Origin of the sequence: Pseudonocardia xishanensis, from assembly GCF_039541715.1 — a bacterium.
In the GTDB taxonomy this organism is placed as follows: Bacteria; Actinomycetota; Actinomycetes; order Mycobacteriales; family Pseudonocardiaceae; genus Pseudonocardia; species Pseudonocardia xishanensis.
In genome coordinates, this window is sequence record NZ_BAABGT010000056.1 from 1 (window position 1) to 15863 (window position 15863).

Annotated in this window: 17 protein-coding genes; 5 read left to right on the plus strand and 12 right to left on the minus strand. The window is 68.5% G+C overall.

The window, feature by feature from the left end; translation table 11 throughout:
• Positions 1 to 38 precede the first annotated feature (38 nt).
• From ABD993_RS20185 to ABD993_RS20225, 9 genes are all read right to left on the minus strand, one after another.
• Positions 39 to 245 (minus strand): transposase, encoded by a 207-nt coding sequence (locus tag ABD993_RS20185; RefSeq protein ID WP_345420617.1) that lies wholly within the window; start codon positions 243 to 245, stop codon positions 39 to 41.
• 142 nt (positions 246 to 387) lie between these two features.
• Positions 388 to 795 carry a tautomerase family protein gene (locus ABD993_RS20190; RefSeq protein WP_345420620.1) on the minus strand — a complete coding sequence of 136 codons (408 nt, stop codon included), beginning with the start codon at positions 793 to 795 and terminating at the stop codon, positions 388 to 390.
• Positions 796 to 832: 37 nt separating this feature from the next.
• The gene (locus ABD993_RS20195) at positions 833 to 1591 is read right to left on the minus strand and encodes an ABC transporter ATP-binding protein (RefSeq protein WP_345420623.1); all 759 of its coding nucleotides are present in this window, start codon (positions 1589 to 1591) and stop codon (positions 833 to 835) included.
• A 3-nt stretch (positions 1592 to 1594) separates the two neighbouring features.
• Positions 1595 to 2440, minus strand: coding sequence for an ABC transporter permease (locus ABD993_RS20200; protein ID WP_345420626.1), 846 nt, complete (start codon positions 2438 to 2440; stop codon positions 1595 to 1597).
• Positions 2441 to 2488: 48 nt separating this feature from the next.
• Positions 2489 to 3475, minus strand: a complete 987-nt coding sequence (locus ABD993_RS20205) for an ABC transporter substrate-binding protein (protein ID WP_345420629.1) — start codon at positions 3473 to 3475, stop codon at positions 2489 to 2491.
• Positions 3476 to 3702: 227 nt separating this feature from the next.
• Entirely contained in the window at positions 3703 to 5334 is a 1632-nt protein-coding gene (locus tag ABD993_RS20210) for a flavin-containing monooxygenase (protein WP_345420632.1), read from the minus strand.
• Positions 5331 to 5804, minus strand: coding sequence for a homogentisate 1,2-dioxygenase (locus ABD993_RS20215; protein ID WP_345420635.1), 474 nt, complete (start codon positions 5802 to 5804; stop codon positions 5331 to 5333). The genes ABD993_RS20210 and ABD993_RS20215 overlap by 4 nt, the downstream gene beginning before the upstream one ends.
• A 79-nt stretch (positions 5805 to 5883) precedes the next feature.
• On the minus strand, positions 5884 to 7311 hold the full coding sequence (locus ABD993_RS20220; protein ID WP_345420638.1) for an amidohydrolase family protein: 1428 nt from the start codon (positions 7309 to 7311) through the stop codon (positions 5884 to 5886).
• Between the two features lie 73 nt (positions 7312 to 7384).
• The gene (locus tag ABD993_RS20225) at positions 7385 to 8224 is read right to left on the minus strand and encodes an alpha/beta fold hydrolase (RefSeq protein ID WP_345420641.1); all 840 of its coding nucleotides are present in this window, start codon (positions 8222 to 8224) and stop codon (positions 7385 to 7387) included.
• Positions 8225 to 8569: 345 nt separating this feature from the next.
• On the opposite strand from ABD993_RS20225, the gene ABD993_RS20230 reads away from it, so the two are divergent.
• Positions 8570 to 9217 carry a GntR family transcriptional regulator gene (locus ABD993_RS20230; protein WP_345420644.1) on the plus strand — a complete coding sequence of 216 codons (648 nt, stop codon included), beginning with the start codon at positions 8570 to 8572 and terminating at the stop codon, positions 9215 to 9217.
• Between the two features lie 176 nt (positions 9218 to 9393).
• On the opposite strand, the gene ABD993_RS20235 is transcribed toward ABD993_RS20230, so the two are convergent.
• Together ABD993_RS20235 and ABD993_RS20240 are read right to left on the minus strand one after the other, a co-directional pair.
• Positions 9394 to 9609, minus strand: coding sequence for a hypothetical protein (locus ABD993_RS20235; protein WP_345420646.1), 216 nt, complete (start codon positions 9607 to 9609; stop codon positions 9394 to 9396).
• Positions 9610 to 9640: 31 nt separating this feature from the next.
• Entirely contained in the window at positions 9641 to 10429 is a 789-nt protein-coding gene (locus ABD993_RS20240) for an enoyl-CoA hydratase/isomerase family protein (protein WP_345420648.1), read from the minus strand.
• A 293-nt stretch (positions 10430 to 10722) separates the two neighbouring features.
• Here ABD993_RS20240 and ABD993_RS20245 point away from each other — a divergent pair, with 293 nt between their 5' ends.
• The 3 genes from ABD993_RS20245 to ABD993_RS20255 all read left to right on the plus strand — a co-directional run bounded on the left by ABD993_RS20245 (position 10723) and on the right by ABD993_RS20255 (position 14420).
• On the plus strand, positions 10723 to 12477 hold the full coding sequence (locus ABD993_RS20245) for a CocE/NonD family hydrolase (protein WP_345420651.1): 1755 nt from the start codon (positions 10723 to 10725) through the stop codon (positions 12475 to 12477).
• 61 nt (positions 12478 to 12538) lie between these two features.
• Positions 12539 to 13702 (plus strand): alpha/beta fold hydrolase, encoded by a 1164-nt coding sequence (locus ABD993_RS20250; protein ID WP_345420653.1) that lies wholly within the window; start codon positions 12539 to 12541, stop codon positions 13700 to 13702.
• A 127-nt stretch (positions 13703 to 13829) separates the two neighbouring features.
• Positions 13830 to 14420, plus strand: a complete 591-nt coding sequence (locus ABD993_RS20255; RefSeq protein WP_345420655.1) for a CGNR zinc finger domain-containing protein — start codon at positions 13830 to 13832, stop codon at positions 14418 to 14420.
• On the opposite strand, the gene ABD993_RS20260 is transcribed toward ABD993_RS20255, so the two are convergent.
• The gene (locus ABD993_RS20260) at positions 14395 to 14760 is read right to left on the minus strand and encodes a winged helix-turn-helix transcriptional regulator (RefSeq protein WP_345420658.1); all 366 of its coding nucleotides are present in this window, start codon (positions 14758 to 14760) and stop codon (positions 14395 to 14397) included. The two genes, ABD993_RS20255 and ABD993_RS20260, sit on opposite strands and share 26 nt — an antisense overlap.
• Before the next feature lie 189 nt (positions 14761 to 14949).
• On the opposite strand from ABD993_RS20260, the gene ABD993_RS20265 reads away from it, so the two are divergent.
• The gene (locus tag ABD993_RS20265) at positions 14950 to 15804 is read left to right on the plus strand and encodes an MBL fold metallo-hydrolase (RefSeq protein WP_345420661.1); all 855 of its coding nucleotides are present in this window, start codon (positions 14950 to 14952) and stop codon (positions 15802 to 15804) included.
• Positions 15805 to 15863: the final 59 nt, after the last annotated feature.

The following is a 15863-nucleotide window of genomic DNA, read 5'->3' on the forward strand; positions in this document are numbered from 1 at the left end:
CCATCGCCCAACAGGGTGCGGTGGCCTGAACGTCAGCCTCACGCAGACCCAGGACGGTTCACGTCGTGAGTCTCGCCGAGGATCTTCGCCGCGGTGACAAGGCCGACGCCGGGGATCGCGAGCAGATGCTGGTGGGGGCGGACGGCCATCACGGTGGCGATGCTGGTCTCGAGCTCGCCGATCTCGTCCGACACCGCGCCACCCACCACGACGTCGGCAAGCACGCCAACCAGACGGCTACCCACAGCACCGCGCCAGGTGAAAGATCAAGCTTGGGAAAGGCCGAACGCTCGGCACCACGGAATGCTGGTGCCGAGCGTGGCCCGAGACTACCCCGGGACGGACGAGAGGAGTCCGCCGCGGTCGCGACGACCGTGTGGTCGCCGATCAGTGGGAAACAGCGGCGTCGGCGTCGAGCCAGTCGCTCTCGTCCCCTGGTGAGGGAAGGACACGTCCACCCTCCATGACCTGCCATGCAGGCCGCTGCCCGACGGAAACGACGATCTTCGTCCTGTCGAAGCCGGTGGCGCGGTGCATCGCCTCGCTGATCCCTTCCAGAAGCTGTTTGACGTTCTCGCGGGTACGGCCGTCGCGGATGATGCCGCGGACCGATGCATCGGGCTGCTCCTCTCCTGCCACGAAGCAGTTCCCGTCGCCCACCACGGAGAACACCACCCGGCAGAACGAGGGTGGAGCACCGGTGAGGGCGACGTGTAGATCGGTCACCTCGCGGGCGAGCTGCGCCTTCTTCTCCGCCGGGAGCTCGACGGAGGTGTAAACGTCATAGCGGGGCATCGTGCATCCTGTCCTGTGGGTCGTTGTCTCGTCGGATTCAGGCCATGAGTTCGTGTACCTCGTGGCGCAGATGGGCTACGGCATACGGGTCGCTCAGGTCATGGTCTGCGCTGGTGTAGACGTGGGCAACCACGGCGGGTTTGCGCAACACGACCACCCTGTGCCCCAGTTCGAAGGCCTCCTGAATGCTGTGCGTGACGATGACGGAAGTCGTCCTCGCCTCCTCGGCGACCCGCAGGAAGTCGGCCCTCAGCCTGCTCGCCGTGACCTCGTCGAGGGCGGAGAACGACTCGTCCAGCAGCAACACCTCGGGCTCGACCGCGAACGCTCGCGCGAGTGCGACTCGCTGGCGCATCCCGCCGGAGAGCTGGGACGGGAAGCGGTCCAGAGCGTCGCCGAGGTTGACGCGTCGCAGCCAGTCCTTCGCCTTGGTCGTGCGCTGCTCACGGCCGACCCCGAGCACCTGCAGCCCGACAGCGACATTCCCTGTGGCGGTCCGCCACGGCAGCAGCCGAGGACCTTGGAAGGCGATCGCGATCTTGCCCTGCATCGCCGACCAGTCCTCGACCGGGTCGAGTCCGGCCACGCGCACGGAGCCGGAGGTCGGAGCGAGCGCACCGATCAGCAGGTTCATCAGCGTCGACTTGCCGGCTCCGGTCTGGCCGAGTACGGCCACGCGCTCGCCCCGCCGCACGGCGAAGTCGAGTCCGTCGACCGCGACGACGTCGTCGAAGCGGACCTCGACGTCTGCGACGTCGATGACGCGCTCGTCCATCTCGTTCCTCTCGTCGTCCATCAGTCAGCCCACCGCGTTCTCGGGACGCCACCGCAACAGGACGCGCTCGGCGCGTTCCAGGGCCGCCATCAGCAGGAAGTTGAAGACGACGAGGATGATCGTCCAGGCGAAGATCTGGTCGGTGCGGAAACTTCCCTGCGCCTGCGACATCGAGTAGCCGACGCCGCTCGTGGCGGCGATAGCCTCGGCGAACACGACGATGCGCAGCGTGAATCCGGCAACCGACTTCGTCGCCATGATGACGTCGGCGATCGAGTGCGGCAGCAACACCATGCTGAACATCTGCCGCCGCGTCGGGCGGAACTGGCGCACTGCCTCGACCAGCTCGTGGTCGATGCTCTTCACCCCTTCGTAGACCGCAACGACGTAGAACGGCATCGCGATCACAAGCGCGACGAGGAAGACACGGATCTCCACATCCCGGAACCAGAGCACCACGAACAGCGTGATCGACAGAGCGGGAGTGGCCAGGACGATCCGGGTCATCGCCTCGCCGAGCTCCCCGAGCCGCCTCTGGAGGGCCATCACGAGGCCGATCAGCCAGCCGCCCGCCATAGCGGCGAGCATCGCGAGGAAGAATCGCACCAGAGTGCCGAACATCTGGCCGCTCTGCTGGGTCAGGAGTTCCCACGTCGTCGCCAGTACCGTTGGCAGTCCGGGGACGATATAGGGCGGGAACTGGAGGCTGGCGAGCTGCATGAGCGCCAGACTCAACACGGCCGCGACGACAAGGGTCACCCACTTGTGCCTCCGCGGTCGAGACCGGGCCGACTTCGGGTCGGGGCGGCCGGTGTCACCGCGCCCGGTCAGCGCCGCCTCGGCGGCGGGTGGTCCGTTGCGCTGTTCCATTGACGTCACGCGTGCACTCCTCGGATGGTCGTATTCGGCCGTGCGGAGCTACTGCTGCAGCGCTACTGCCCCCGCGTAGAAGGACGACGGAATCTCCGCCTTCTGTAGCGTCCCTGCCCTCTGCTGCAGGTCGATTGCTGTCTGCAGATCGGAGGCGACCTTGTCGTTGATCGGGATCAGGTCGTACTTCAGCCGACCGCTTTCGAAGATCGTCTTGTAGACGCCGGGCTTCGAGCCGGTGACCTCCACCGCGAGCCGGTCGGCCTTCGCCGGGTCACTCAGTGCTGCCCGCGCCGCGTCCTGGAAGACCTCGACGAGCCGGCCGACGGCTGCCCCGTTCAGACCCTTGTCCGTGCGGCACATCAACACGGTCTGCCATGCCGTCTTGCCGGTGCGCGCGGCGAAGTCATCAGCCGGGTTGTAGGTGATCGCGAGTGCCGGGTTCGACTGCAGTGCCGTCGTCGGGGCGCTCTCGAGCACGTAGGCCGCGTCGGCCGAGCCTGCTGACACCTGGGCCATCGCCTGCGCTCCGTCCTGGGCGTTGACGACCTGCACACCGGTCGCCATGTCGACGCCATACCACTCTTTGGCGACCGCCGAGAAGAACTTGAACGTGCCGCTCGCGGCCTGCGTGACGAGGCGCTTCCCCACCAGGCTGGACGGGTCCGTGTTGCGCGTAGTCGCTCCGGATACCAGATAGGCGAAGTTCGGCGACATACTCGAGATCACCGTGACCGGTACGCCTTGCGAGGCCTGGATCGCGAATCCGCCCGGGTCGCCGAAGATGCAGTCGTGTTGACCGGAGCTGAACTCCTGGTAGAGAACAGCGAGGCTCGGTGCCTGGTTCACCTGAACCTTGACGTCGTGTTTCGCCCACAGACCGTCCTGGTCCGCCTGGGCGAAGAGCATCGCCGACGCCGCCTGGGGGATGTTGCCGAAGCTGATCGAGCCGGAATCCGGACCGGCGCTTGAGCTCGATCCGCCACATGCCGCGAGCGACATGGCGAGAACAGCGGACGCCAGGCCCCAGCCCACGAGCCGGGCTCGTGTCGTACGCGCCGACCTCCGGCTGGACGTTCGGGGTGACCTGTGTGCAGGCGCGGGGTCTCTCGGCCGATCGCCGGCTCGGTGTGTCACGGCAGCCACATTGATGTCGTTCACTGGTGTGCCCTCTCTGGCATCGATAGGGGGTCTCGCGAGCGACGGGCCTGCGGCGATTGGGGAGTCCGGCACGCAGCGGCCGATCGGCTGGTATGGCTCTTCTAGGAGAAGATTGTGAACTCCGAGTACCCGCTACGGGCGACCCGGTCGCACTCCTCGGAGTACACGTCGAACCCGTCTACGTAGAACATGAACACGCGTGGCTTACCAGGGATGTTCGCTCCGACGTACCAGGAGTTCGCCTCCGGATAGAGCGTCTTCTCGCCGGCCTCCCGCATCCGCCTCGTCCACGCGTCCTCGGCCTCCGGTCGCGGTTCCGCCGCCCGAATACGGTGCTCGACCAGATACCCGATGAAATCGGTGATCCACTCGACATTCTGTTCCGTGTGCGTGGCCATGTTGGTGAACGCGGCAGGGCTCCCCGGCCCGTTCACCGTGAAGAAGTTCGGTAGGCCGGCAATGGCCATGCCCAGGTACCCTCGCGGCCCGTCCTTCCACTTGTCCTTCAGCACCACGCCGTCGCGACCCTCCACCTCGATCCGGGAGAGAGACCCGGTGACGGCGTCGAATCCCGTGGCCAGCACCAGGACGTCCAGCTCGTAAGTCCGGTCGCTGGTCTGCACGCCTGCGGACGTGAGGCGCTCGATCGGCGTCTCGCGCAGGTCCACCAGCGTGACATCCGGCCGGTTGAACGTCTCGTAGTAGTTCGTGTCCACGGGTGGGCGTTTGGTGGCGTACGGGTGATCATGCGGGACGAGGGTCTCCGCCGTCGCAGGATCCTTCACCACCTGACGGATCTTCTCCCGGATGAACTCAGAGGCCGTGTCGTTCGACTTCCGGTTGGTGAGCAGGTCGCTGAAGGATGCGCGGAACGCGAGTCCGCCGCCCTGCTCCCACATCAGCTCGTACACTTCCCGGCGCTGCTGCTCGGTGACCGCCATCGCCGAGTTCTCGCTGATCGGCGGAGTGCGCGGGGGAAATCCCGCGCGCGAACGGCGGGCCTGGTCGCGGCGCTTCGCGTACGTCGCTCGCACCTCGGCCATCTCCTGCTCCGACATCGGCCGGTTTCGGGCAGGCACGCTGTAGTTGGCGGTGCGCTGGAACACCGTCAGATGCTCGGCGACCTCGGCGAGGAGAGGAATCATCTGAATACCGGTAGAGCCGGTGCCGACCACCCCGACGCGCTTCCCCGTCAGATCGACGCCCTCCGGCCAGTCGGCAGAGTGGTAGATCTGGCCGGCGAAGTCGTCTGTCCCCTCGAACGTCGGACCGTACGCGACCGAGAGCGGTCCGGTCGCCATCACGACGAACTGTGCTCCATAGGTCCGGTCGCCCGCACGCAGGAACCATCTGTGGCGATCCGCGTCGTAGCGTGCGCTCTCGACGCGGGTCTCGAAGTCGATGTGTTCCCGGATGCCGAACCTGTCTGCGACGTGATTGAAGTAGGCCTCCAGCTCGGGCTGGCCCGCGTAGCGCTCCTTCCACGACCACTCGTTCTGCAGCTCCTCGGAGAACGAGAAGGAGTAGTCGACGCTCGCGACGTCGCAGCGAGCACCCGGGTACCGGTTCCAGTACCACGTACCGCCGACACCGGCGCCCGCTTCGAGCACACGAACGGTCAGGCCGATGGTGAGCACGCGATGAGCTGTGTAGAGCCCACCCATGCCCGCACCGACCACGACGACGTCATAGTCGTCCTGTGGTGCCGGCCGACTCGTCCCGCCGCGGCTCATCCGAGCCGTGCCTCGGGCGGGCCCACGTACTCGAGGTCACCTGCCACCTTCAGCTCGATCAGCACGTTGTCGCCCTCCGAGTCCTGGGTCAGTGCCGAGCGGTGTGCCACGCCTCGCGGAATCAGCAGGACCTGACCGGGAGTCAGCACCCGGGTCCCGATCTCGGTCTCCCATCTGAGCTTCCCGCGTACGCAGATGATGACCTCGTCGTGGTCGATGCTGCGGTGCCAGAAACCCATGTCCTCGACATTGCGCTTGGAAACGTCGAGCTTCGCGGCTGCCGAGGCCAGGACGCGCAGCGGCGCTCCGTCGGCCTTGTCGTAGTTCGCAGGAGAGATGGCGTCGTCGAAGACGTCGAAGACCGTCAGGACCGCATCGCTGATCACGCCGTCGGTCGGCGGGTTCGTGCGCTCAATCGTGGTGCGCCGGTCCCCGTTGGTCAGTACCTCACGCGTAGGGATGTCGGACATGGCTTGTGACTCCTTCTTGGGGGATGTTCGCTTCAATCGAGGTCGATCTGCGAACCGGGCCTCGTGGCCGGGCGACGTCTCAGCTGACCGTCGGCCAGCGATCCGTCGTGAGACTCTCGGCGCCGACTCGTTTTGCGAAGTCGGGTATGGCGTGCATCAGATCGGCCTGCAGTTCGGCCTCGTCGACCAGCTGAAGCCGGCCACCTTCCACCACGACCCGGCCGCCGACGAGCACCGTCGACACGCTGGAGCCCGTGGCGGAGTAGACGAGGTTGGAGACCGGATTGAACAGCGGCTGCCACTCGGGCGTCGTGGCGTCGAACAGAACGAGATCGGCCTGCTTCCCGATCTCGACCGAGCCCAGCCGGTCGGCCTGTCCGATGGCGCGCGCGGCGTTGATCGTAGCCATCTCGACGACGGTCTCGGGGGGCATGACCCGCGGGATCATGCGCGCTTCCTTGTAGCCGCACGCGGCGAGGAACATCTCGCGCACCAGGTCGACGGGTCCCGAGCAGGCATGGTCGCTGCCGAGTGCGACCGTGACACCGTCGGCGAGCAGTTCCGGAGCATGACCGACCTGGATGTTGCCGTAACCGTTGTGCATGCTCGAGCTGGGGTTGACCACCACGTTCGCGCCGCGTTCGCGGATGAGCACGACCTCGTGGGGCTCGAGCCAGGCACCGTGCACGAGAAGAGTGCGCTCGTGCAGCGCGCCGAGCCGGTCGAGCCGTTCGATCTCCGGCACGCCGAACTTCTGCACCGACGAGTCGTGTGTCGAGTAGTTGAAGCAGGCATGGGTCTGCAGCAGCGCGCCGTGGTCGCGGGCGACGGCGTCCAATGCGCGGATGAGGTCGTCGCTGGAGTTGTTGAGCCCGCGAAACGACACGGACACTCGGACCCTGTCGTCGTGGGCGCCCTCGAAGTCGCGGAACAGACCGGCCGCGCGCTCCGCGGCGATGTCGGGCGAGGCCACCAGCTCGGCAGGTACCGCCCCGAAGTCGGATCCTCCCAGGTCGAACGCGCTCGCCGCGATGACAGCACGGATGCCACTGGGCCCCACACCGGCGACCGTCTCGGCGGGGTGCGCGTTGCCGGGGTCGACGTAGGTCGTCGTCCCGTGCAGCAGCATCTCGCGGGCGGCCATGCGGGAGCTCAGCCGCACATCGTCGTTCGTCAACGCGGCTTCGTAGGGATACATCCGCTGGACGAGGAACTCGCGAGCGTTGGCCTCGTCGGCGAGACCGCGAGAGAGCTGGAAGGACGAGTGGAGGTGGCAGTCGATCAGGCCGGGTGTGGCGACGCGGTCCGTGGCGTCGATGCGCTGGTCGGACGTGAACGCGGTGAGGACCTCGGGCGTCTGCCCAACGGCCACGATCACTCCTCCGTCGATGGCCACCGCGGCGTCGTGGATCACGCGTCGCCGCTCGTCGACGGTGATCAGCCGCGAGATCGAGTGCACGATCGTGTCGACCACGCGGGCGCCGCGTTCGGATCGTGGTTCAGTCATGACGCCATCCTTTGGTCGAGCGCACCGCGGTTTGCGCCGGAGCAGGGTCGGGAGCCGTTCGTCCGTCGGCTGCTCACGACGCATGCTCCCGGAGGAGGTCGAGGAGCAGGGCTGTCAGATCGGCAGGCATGTCGATGTTCGGCTCGTGCGGAAACGGTGCAGCCAACGCCCGGGAACCCGGAGTCGCAGCCCGCATCTTGTCCGACCACCCAGGCTCCAGCAGCTGGTCCTTCGTTCCCTCGATGTAGACGACGGGAACCTTGACCGCCGAGAGTTGGGCGAGGAAGTCGGCGGGAGGCGACGCGGCGGGGAGCGCGGGATTGCGCAGCGACGCCGCGGCCATGGCCTCCCAGTGGCCCGGGATGAGCGAACCGCGGTATCGGGCTGCGATGTGGTCGTCGAGCCGGCCGAGGTCATCGACGAGCAGCGCGGTGATGCGCGCGGCGGCCGGCTCGCTCGGCTCCGAGTAGTCACCCAGGGCCTGTAACGGCCCGGGCAGGCGGAACGGTCCCCCGGTTGCGTTGAGCGCCACGGCCAGGGAAACGGGGAGTGGGCAAGGCGACTCGACGAGTGCCCGCAGCAGCACTGATCCACCGAAGGAGACGCCCACGAAAGCGGCGGACTGGATGTCCAGCTCTCGACAGAACGCGGTGACCTGGGCGAGCCGGGAAACGTAGGGCGACCGGTCGAAGAACGCGACCTTGTCCGAGCCCCCCCAGCCCAGCATGTCGGGAGCGAGTACGTGGTAGCTGTGGGCGAGACTCTCCGCGACCGCTCCCCAGCACAGCTCGGCGGTCGTGCCGTAGGCGCCGTCGTGTAGGAGCACGACATCGGGTGCCGAGGGATCGCCTGCCTCCAGATAGCTGGTAGTCCATCCTCCGGCGACGACCTGTTTGAGTTCGCTCGGTCTCATCGGGCTCCTCGGGCATCTCGGTAGGTCGGCTGGCGCGGTTGATGCGACGGAACTCGCGGGTGCGCGTCGGCAGCAGTGCTGGATCGCAGATCCCCACTCGCCAAGGCCCGCAGGGGCTGCACGGCCACGATGGTGCTTGACGAGCACTCGACGTCGCTCGCCTCGACCGGCGGGCTCACCGTATGCTCTTGACGATAATCTTGTCAACAAGAGTGGCGCCAGCGAGTTGTCGTCTGCGATGATCGGACTCGTCCCTGTCGTCCTCGGCCGGCCGAGCGCCGAGGACGAGCCCCGATACGGCGATCGAGTGGAGCTCCCGAGCGGGCCGTCGTGGAGAGTGTATGCATGCCCAAGATCCAGTCCACCGGCGAGGACACGTACCGGCGTCTGCGGCGCATGGTCATCGACGGGCGATTCTCCGAGGGGCAACGCCTCGTCGAAGCCGATCTCGTCGAGACGCTGGGCGTGCCCCGCATGGCAGTTCGGCAGGCGCTGGCCCGCCTCGAGTACGACGGCCTCCTGGTGAAGCAGGCTGGACGTAGTTCAGTCGTCCGGGCGGTGTCGCTGGCCGAGCTCGAAGAGATCGCCGAAGCTCGCATGGCGTTGGAGGCCATCGCGATTCGGCGTGTTGCACTACTGCGAACACCTACCGCCCTGCGGCGGATGGAGGAGCTCGCGGACCGGATGTCCGCTCTGCTGGAGACGGTCGACGTCTCCGCATTCGTCGAGGCGCAGGCCGCGCTTCACCACGTGTGGCTCGAGGCCTCCGGAATGTTGATCGTGCCGCACCTGGTGGAGAGCCTGAGCGCTCAGAGCGCCCAGACGCGGGTCCGAACCGTTCAGCTGCCCGACCGGATGCGACAGTCTCTCGCAGAGCACCGGGAGATCGTCGCCGCCGTGCGCGCCGGGGACCCGGACCGCGCCGAGGTTGCGGTCCGGACCCATCTGACCAACGTGAAGGAGAGTCTCCGGCGCTCATTGCAGTCGCGTTGACGTCGTTCAGGCAGGGAGAAGCGTCTGGAGTCGACGCCCGCGCAGCGAGCCATCTGACGTGGTCCTCGGCGGCTGTGCTGAACTGGTGGTCGCCTCGACTCAGAACACGCAGCCTGCCGAGACGCGGCCGACGTGGCCGACGTGGCCGACGTTGGTTCTCCGAAACGAGCGGCCGCTCAGGTGCCGCCACAGCACCCGGCCCGCAGTCGGGGGCTAGGGAGGTGGCCCCCTGGGGCGATGGTCATCAGGGGGTCGACGAGGACGGCGTCGCGCTCACCGTGGATCAGGGTCGACGCGATCGGGGACCACCAGCGGCGGTCCAGGTCCGGCGGCAGGTCCGGCACGGCGGTCGGAATCGAGGGGGCGACGTAGACGTCGTAGCTCAGGGCCATGTCCGTACTCCAGTGGGGCGGGGAACCGGGCTCAACGGCCGGTGTAGGGAATCGCGGGTCGCGGTCGACCTGCCTTCAGCGCTGCCACCGCGGTGGGGATCGCGAGGCGGGTGTCCTCGGTGCGCCACAACGGCAGGGCGACGTCGAACATCACCTCGTCCGCCGCTGCCACCCCGCCGGCCTCCCACGTCCGCAGCAGCGCCTTGTGTGCCGCATGGGCCTTCGTCGGGCCCTTCGCCACCGCCCGTGCGAACCCGGTCGCCTCCTCCAGGAGGGTGTCGTCGGGGACGACGCGGTTCACGACGCCGAACCGTTCCATCTCGTCCGCGGGGACCTGCTGCGAGGTCAGAGTCCACTCCATGGCCCGGGCCCGGCCGGCACGTGCGGCGACCCGGTAGATGCCGCCGAGCAGCGTCACGATGGCGATCGACTGTTCGGGGTGTCCGAAGCGCGCGCCCCGACCCGCGATGATCACGTCGCTGCGGACGGCGAGCTCGAGACCGCCCCCGAAGCAGAGCCCCTGCACGGCCGCGACGGTCGGGACGGGCAGGCGTTCGAACCGGTTGAACGTGGACAGGAACCGCTCGAAGTTCGCCCGCAGCTCTCGCTCGTCCCAGTCCGGCCAGGGCTCGATGTCGCCTCCGAAGCTGAAGTCGGCACCCTCGGCCCGGAGCAGGACGGCGCGCGCGTCGCTGCGTTCGACGGCGTCGAGGGCCTCCCCGAGCTCCTCGACCATCTCCAGGCCGATGCGGTTCTGCGGGGGGTTGTCGAGGACCAGGGTCGCGACGTCGTCGTCGACGGTCCAGGTGAGGTGAGCCATCAGGGCCTTTCGTTCGGCTGGGTCTCGCCGAGGACAAGTGACAGAACCATAAGCCCCACGACTCTGTTCAACAAGCGGCGCGGTCGGCGGTTGACACTGCCATTCGCCTCATGCTTCTGTCGTGCCTCACGAAGGGGTCGACGTCATCGCGGCGGCCATGGACGAACGAGGGAGTGGTCATGACCTTGCGGCTGGGTGACGTCGCGCCGGACCTCACCGCCTCGACGGTGTCTCGAGATCCCTTCCCGGGCCACCGGACGGTGACCGCCCAGTCCGACGTGGTGCGGTGACCGATGGACCTCGAGGAGCTGCGCGGCCCGAACGACGTCGACGTCGAGCGGGACGTGGTGATGCGCACGCGGGACGGGAAGCGGCTGTACGCCGATGTCTACCGCCCGCGCGGAGGGCGGTCGCTGCCGACGCTGCTACGACGGACTCCGTACGGCAAGCACCTGAACGACCTGGCCGCGCCGTTCACCGAGGCCCACTACTACGCCTCGCACGGCTACCTGACCGTCGTGCAGAACACGCGCGGGCGCTTCGGGTCAGAGGGCGCCTGGTACCCCTTCGTCTACGAGGCGCGGGACGGCTACGACGCGATCGAGTGGGCGGCAGGCCTGCCCTCCTCGAACGGGCGGGTGGGCACGTTCGGACAGTCCTACGGAGCGCTGTCCCAGTACCTCGCAGCGACCCAGCGGCCGCCGCACCTCGTCACCGCGGTGCCAGTCTCGGCGTACCTGGGCGAGTTCCAGAACTACTGGTACAACCACGGTGCGCTCGAGCTTTCCTGGACGCTGAGCTACTTCATGAACATGGCCCAGGACGTCCTCGCAGACAAGGGGGACACGGCGCGACTCGCGGCGTTGCAGGCCATGCAGGTCGACCCGTCCGTCCGGTTCTCCCCGTTGACCGACGAGGCCCTGCGCCATCTGCCGCTGCGGGACTGGGTCGACCGGTTCGGCGAGGGCGCTCCGTTCCTCGCGGACATCCTGCACCACGAGACCGACGGCCCCTACTGGTGGGCCGTCGACCTCCGTCGCCGGTTGCAGGACATCGACGTCCCGATGCTGCACGTCGGGTCGTGGTACGACATCGCGAACTTCGACACGCCGCACTACTTCCTGGGTCTGTCGGAGTCGGCGATGAGCGCGCAGTCCCGCGCGGACCAGGCGCTGTTCATGGGTCCGTGGGCACACCTGCTGCCCTACAACCAGCCGACCTCCGGGGACACCGGCGACATCGACTTCGGTCCCGAGGCCGCGTACCCGGTGCTGGAGATGCAGCGGGAGTGGTTCGACCACTTCGTGCGCGACGGCCGGACCGGGCTGCCGCGTGCGCGCGTCACCCTGTTCGTGATGGGGGAGAACCGGTGGCGGGACGAGGAGGAGTGGCCACCGGCACGGGCCGAGGTGGTTCCGTGGCACCTTCGCGGATGCGGCCCGGCCACCACCGCGGACGGGGCGGGGTTCCTGGCCCCGGATGCCCCGCGGGCGGATGAGGCGCCCGACACCTACGTCTACGACCCCGATGATCCCGTCCCCACCTCCGGCGGCCGGTACGTCGGCGGTGGGGTCGCCGACCAGCGGGCCAACCAGGCACGCGAGGACGTCCTCGTCTACACGGCACCTGCGGTCGACGGCCTACTGGAGATCACCGGCGAGGTCGCGGTTCACCTGTTCGTGTCCACGGACGCCCCGGACACCGACTTCGTGGCCGTGCTCTCCGACGTCCATCCCGCGGGGTTCGTGCAGAACCTGGCCGAAGGGGTGCTCCGGATGCGCTTCCGGGACTCCTACGACGAGCCGAGCCTCCTCGTCGAGGGCCGCGTCCACGAGATCCGGATCGACCTCGGCCACCTGTCGCACGTCGTCCTCTCCGGACACCGTCTGCGGCTGCACATCACGTCGAGCGACTTCCCCCGGTGGGACCGCAACCCGAACACCGGCCGACGCACCGCGGACGCCACGTCGGCCCAGAAGGCGACCCAGGTCGTCCACCACGACGCCGAACACCCCTCCGCGCTGCTCCTCCCCGTGGTTCCCCGCTGACGATCAGTCGCACATCCCGAGGGGACCGACCGGGTCGGTCCGCTCAGCGAAGGAGTACACCATGGTCAACGCCGACCGGCCGACCGTCGTCCTGGTCCACGGGTTCCTCGACGACGCCGCCATCTGGCGGCCCGTCCAGGCGATCCTGGACCGGCGGGGGATCCCCACCGAGGCGATCGATCTCGCCGGCCAGAGCGGCTCGCCCACCGAGCCGGGGCCCTACACCCTTCCACGGTACGCGGCCGACGTCGTGGCGCTCGTCGACCGTGTGGCGGGACCAATCGTCCTGGTGGGGCAGAGCATGGGCGCGCAGGTCGTCGAGCTCGCCGCCCGGCAGCGTCCGGACCGGGTGCGCGGACTCGTGCTGGTCACCCCGGTCCCGCTGGGCGGCACCGCGCTCCCCGCCGAGGCCGTCGCGCCGTTCAAGGGCCTGGGCGGCAGTCCGGAGGCGCAACGCCGGGCCCGGCTCGGCCTGAGCGTGTCGTTCCCGGAGGACGAGCTCGACCGCCTCGCCGCGGTCGGCGCGACGATCGACCCCGATGCCATCCCGCAGTTCGTCGACGCCTGGAACAACGGAGTCCCGGAGGGAGCAGGCCTGTCCACCTTCACCGGCCCGGTCCGGATCCTGCGCGGTGCGGGGGACGGCTTCTGCACGGCGGAGTTGGTCGACGCGGGTGTCGCCGCGCGATTCGCCGGCGCCGAGGTCCACGCGATCGACGGCGCGGGGCACTGGGCGCACGCCGAGCGCCCGGACACCGTGGCCGACCACCTCGTGGGGTTCGTCGAGGTTCTCGAGGGCGGCTCGGCCAACACCGCTGAGGGAGTCGATGCGCAGGGCTGGACCACCGCCTTCGAGAAGAAGACGGAAGGCGCGTTCGGCGAGGCGTTCGTCGCCGATGTCCGGTTGCGCGCGACGACGCTCTATCGCCCGGTGGAGGGCGTGGTGGCCGTTCAGCAGGTCATGGCGGCGGCGAGCTCCCTCTACGAGTCGCTCACCTTCACCCAGCAGGCGACCCAAGGGCGGCGGGACTACCTGGAGTGGGAGGCGACGGCCTTCGGCGGGACACCGATCAGCGGCGTGACGGTCCTGACGAAGGACGAGGCGGGCCGCATCGCCGAGATCGCCATCCACCACCGACCCCTCCAGGCGGCGCTGACCTTCTCGGAGGCCCTCGGCCGGAAGCTGGCCGGGGTCGTCGACGCCGAACACTTCTACTCCACCTGACGCTTCGCGGGGTCGGCCCTCTCGAGGGCCGGGGCGCAGGGTGCCGGGTCGAAGAACGCCGAGACAGGGATGAATGCTCCATGACTGTGTCGAACAGGATGTGCGGGCGGCGGCTACCATCGGCGGCGTGACGTGGGCGGCCAGCGAGAGGTACGGGGTGACCCCCGCCCCCAACGGTCTCGCGCTGGTCCAGGACCTGGTCAACACGGTCAGCGCGGGCCGTCCCCGGCAGGCCGACCTGCTGGACGATCTCGGACTCGCCAACCGGTGGGCTGCGGGGATCGCCCGGGCCTGGGGGTTCGCGGCGTCGCTCGAGCTGTCCGAAGCAGACCTCGACCAGCTGCGTGACGTGCGTACGGACCTGCGAACCGCCCTCGATGGCGCGGGGGACTCCACGGACGCCCATCCGGAGATCCTGAGAAACCTGACTGCGGGCCTCCTCCTGTACGGGGACGGTCGCGTCGTCCTCGCACCCCGCGGGGAGGGCTGGCGGCAGATCGCCACCGCCGCTCTCATCCAGGTCGCCGCCGCCCAGCAGGTCGACCTCTGGCGGCGCCTGAAGGTCTGTCGGAACGACCGGTGCCCGGTGGCGTTCTACGACAGGTCCAAGAACAACAGCGGTGTCTGGCACGACGTCCGGGTGTGCGGCAACGCCATCAACCTGCGTGCCTCTCGGGCTCGACGGAAGGCCCTCACGTCTCCCGTGACAGACCGATGATCGTCAGCTGACGATCGCTGCCCTGAAAGGTCGGTCGCTCCGCCGTCGACCACCTCCGGATCTCGTCGAGCACGGCCAACGCCGCCTCTCCCCGCGCCGTGAGCCGGTACTCGTACCGGCATCGCAGTCCGTCCCGCTGATACTCCCGCTTGGTGAGCAGGCCCCATCCCACCAGGTGCACCAGGCGCGCCGCCAGGACGTTGCGCGACACCCCCAGGCGGTCGGTGAAGTCGTTGAAGCGGGCGACCCCGCCTCGTGCCTCGTGCAGGACCCGCAGTACCCATCGGTCGCCGAGGGCACACACGCCCTCGTCGAACCACTGGTCGTCCTGTGGTGGCACCGGGCCTCCTCGACTCGCACCCGCAGAGTCCGTCCTGTTGGGTTGCCTTCCGCAACGCAGCAGGCAAGCCGAACGATAGGGCAGGTCAAAGGACTGGTGCAAGACCCGACTGCGCGCTGATGCAGATGCTTGCGTAATAGGCAGAGGGTCTGTAACTCTTACGTCGTTCCCGAGGAGAAGGAGGTCGTGGTGACGACAGCAGCGCTCTCGTACGAGGTACTGGTGCTCGACGGGGTGCCACGCGCCGGAGGCCAGACCCTGCCGACGGGGGAGGGGATCGTGTCCTCGCCGCTCGCCGTGACCCTCGTGAAGGGTGTCGAGGACGCGGTGCTGGTCGACGCGCCGTACACCTACGGCCAGGTCGACCGGGTCCGCACCTGGATCGAAGGATCCGGTCGTCGACTACGGCACGTCTACATCACCCACGCGCACGGGGACCACTGGCTGGGGCTGGCCGAGCTCCTCTCGACCTTCCCGGACGTGTCCGTCCATGCCACGGCGGGCACCGTCAAGCGCATGGAACACGAGGGTTCGGCGGGGCGCGAGGCGCTGTGGGACAGAATCTTCCCAGGGCTGGTGCCACCCTCACCCGTGGTGGCCGAGGCGGTTCCGGAGAGCGGATTCGAGCTCGAGGGCCACCGGTTCCTCCCGATCGAGCTGGGCCACACCGACACCGACGACACCACCGCGCTCTGGGTGCCGTCCCTCGGGCTCCTCGTGGCGGGGGACTCGGTCTACAACGGAGTGCACCAGTACGTCCTCGAGTCGTCGGCGGGAGGGTTCGACTCGTGGTTCGCCGCGCTCGACACGCTGGAGGCGCTCGCGCCCCGGTACGTGGTCGCCGGGCACAAGGCACCGGGGGCAGACGACGACCCGGCGGCCATCGGCCGGACCCGCGACTACCTCCGCGACGCCCGCGACCTGCTCTCCCGGGCGGGCGCTCCGAAGGAGTACTACGACGAGATGCTGCGCCGGTATCCGTTGCGCATCAACCCGGGGCCGGTCTGGTACGGCGCCGTCGGACTGCTCGGCGCGAGGACCTGACCCACTGCAGCTCTTTCCCGACGCCCGTTCTCCTGCACTGCCGATGACAAGGGAGTTGT

Bases quoted from the DNA above. Each gene is read 5' to 3' on its own strand.
- ABD993_RS20215 (WP_345420635.1), bottom strand. From the start codon at position 5,804: ATGTCCGACATCCCTACGCGTGAGGTACTGACCAACGGGGACCGGCGC.
- ABD993_RS20240 (WP_345420648.1), bottom strand. From the start codon at position 10,429: ATGGCTCACCTCACCTGGACCGTCGACGACGACGTCGCGACCCTGGTC.
- ABD993_RS20225 (WP_345420641.1), bottom strand. From the start codon at position 8,224: ATGAGACCGAGCGAACTCAAACAGGTCGTCGCCGGAGGATGGACTACC.
- ABD993_RS20235 (WP_345420646.1), bottom strand. From the start codon at position 9,609: ATGGCCCTGAGCTACGACGTCTACGTCGCCCCCTCGATTCCGACCGCC.
- ABD993_RS20195 (WP_345420623.1), bottom strand. From the start codon at position 1,591: ATGGACGACGAGAGGAACGAGATGGACGAGCGCGTCATCGACGTCGCA.
- ABD993_RS20200 (WP_345420626.1), bottom strand. From the start codon at position 2,440: ATGGAACAGCGCAACGGACCACCCGCCGCCGAGGCGGCGCTGACCGGG.
- ABD993_RS20230 (WP_345420644.1), top strand. From the start codon at position 8,570: ATGCCCAAGATCCAGTCCACCGGCGAGGACACGTACCGGCGTCTGCGG.
- ABD993_RS20245 (WP_345420651.1), top strand. From the start codon at position 10,723: ATGGACCTCGAGGAGCTGCGCGGCCCGAACGACGTCGACGTCGAGCGG.
- ABD993_RS20210 (WP_345420632.1), bottom strand. From the start codon at position 5,334: ATGAGCCGCGGCGGGACGAGTCGGCCGGCACCACAGGACGACTATGAC.
- ABD993_RS20220 (WP_345420638.1), bottom strand. From the start codon at position 7,311: ATGACTGAACCACGATCCGAACGCGGCGCCCGCGTGGTCGACACGATC.
- ABD993_RS20190 (WP_345420620.1), bottom strand. From the start codon at position 795: ATGCCCCGCTATGACGTTTACACCTCCGTCGAGCTCCCGGCGGAGAAG.
- ABD993_RS20250 (WP_345420653.1), top strand. From the start codon at position 12,539: ATGGTCAACGCCGACCGGCCGACCGTCGTCCTGGTCCACGGGTTCCTC.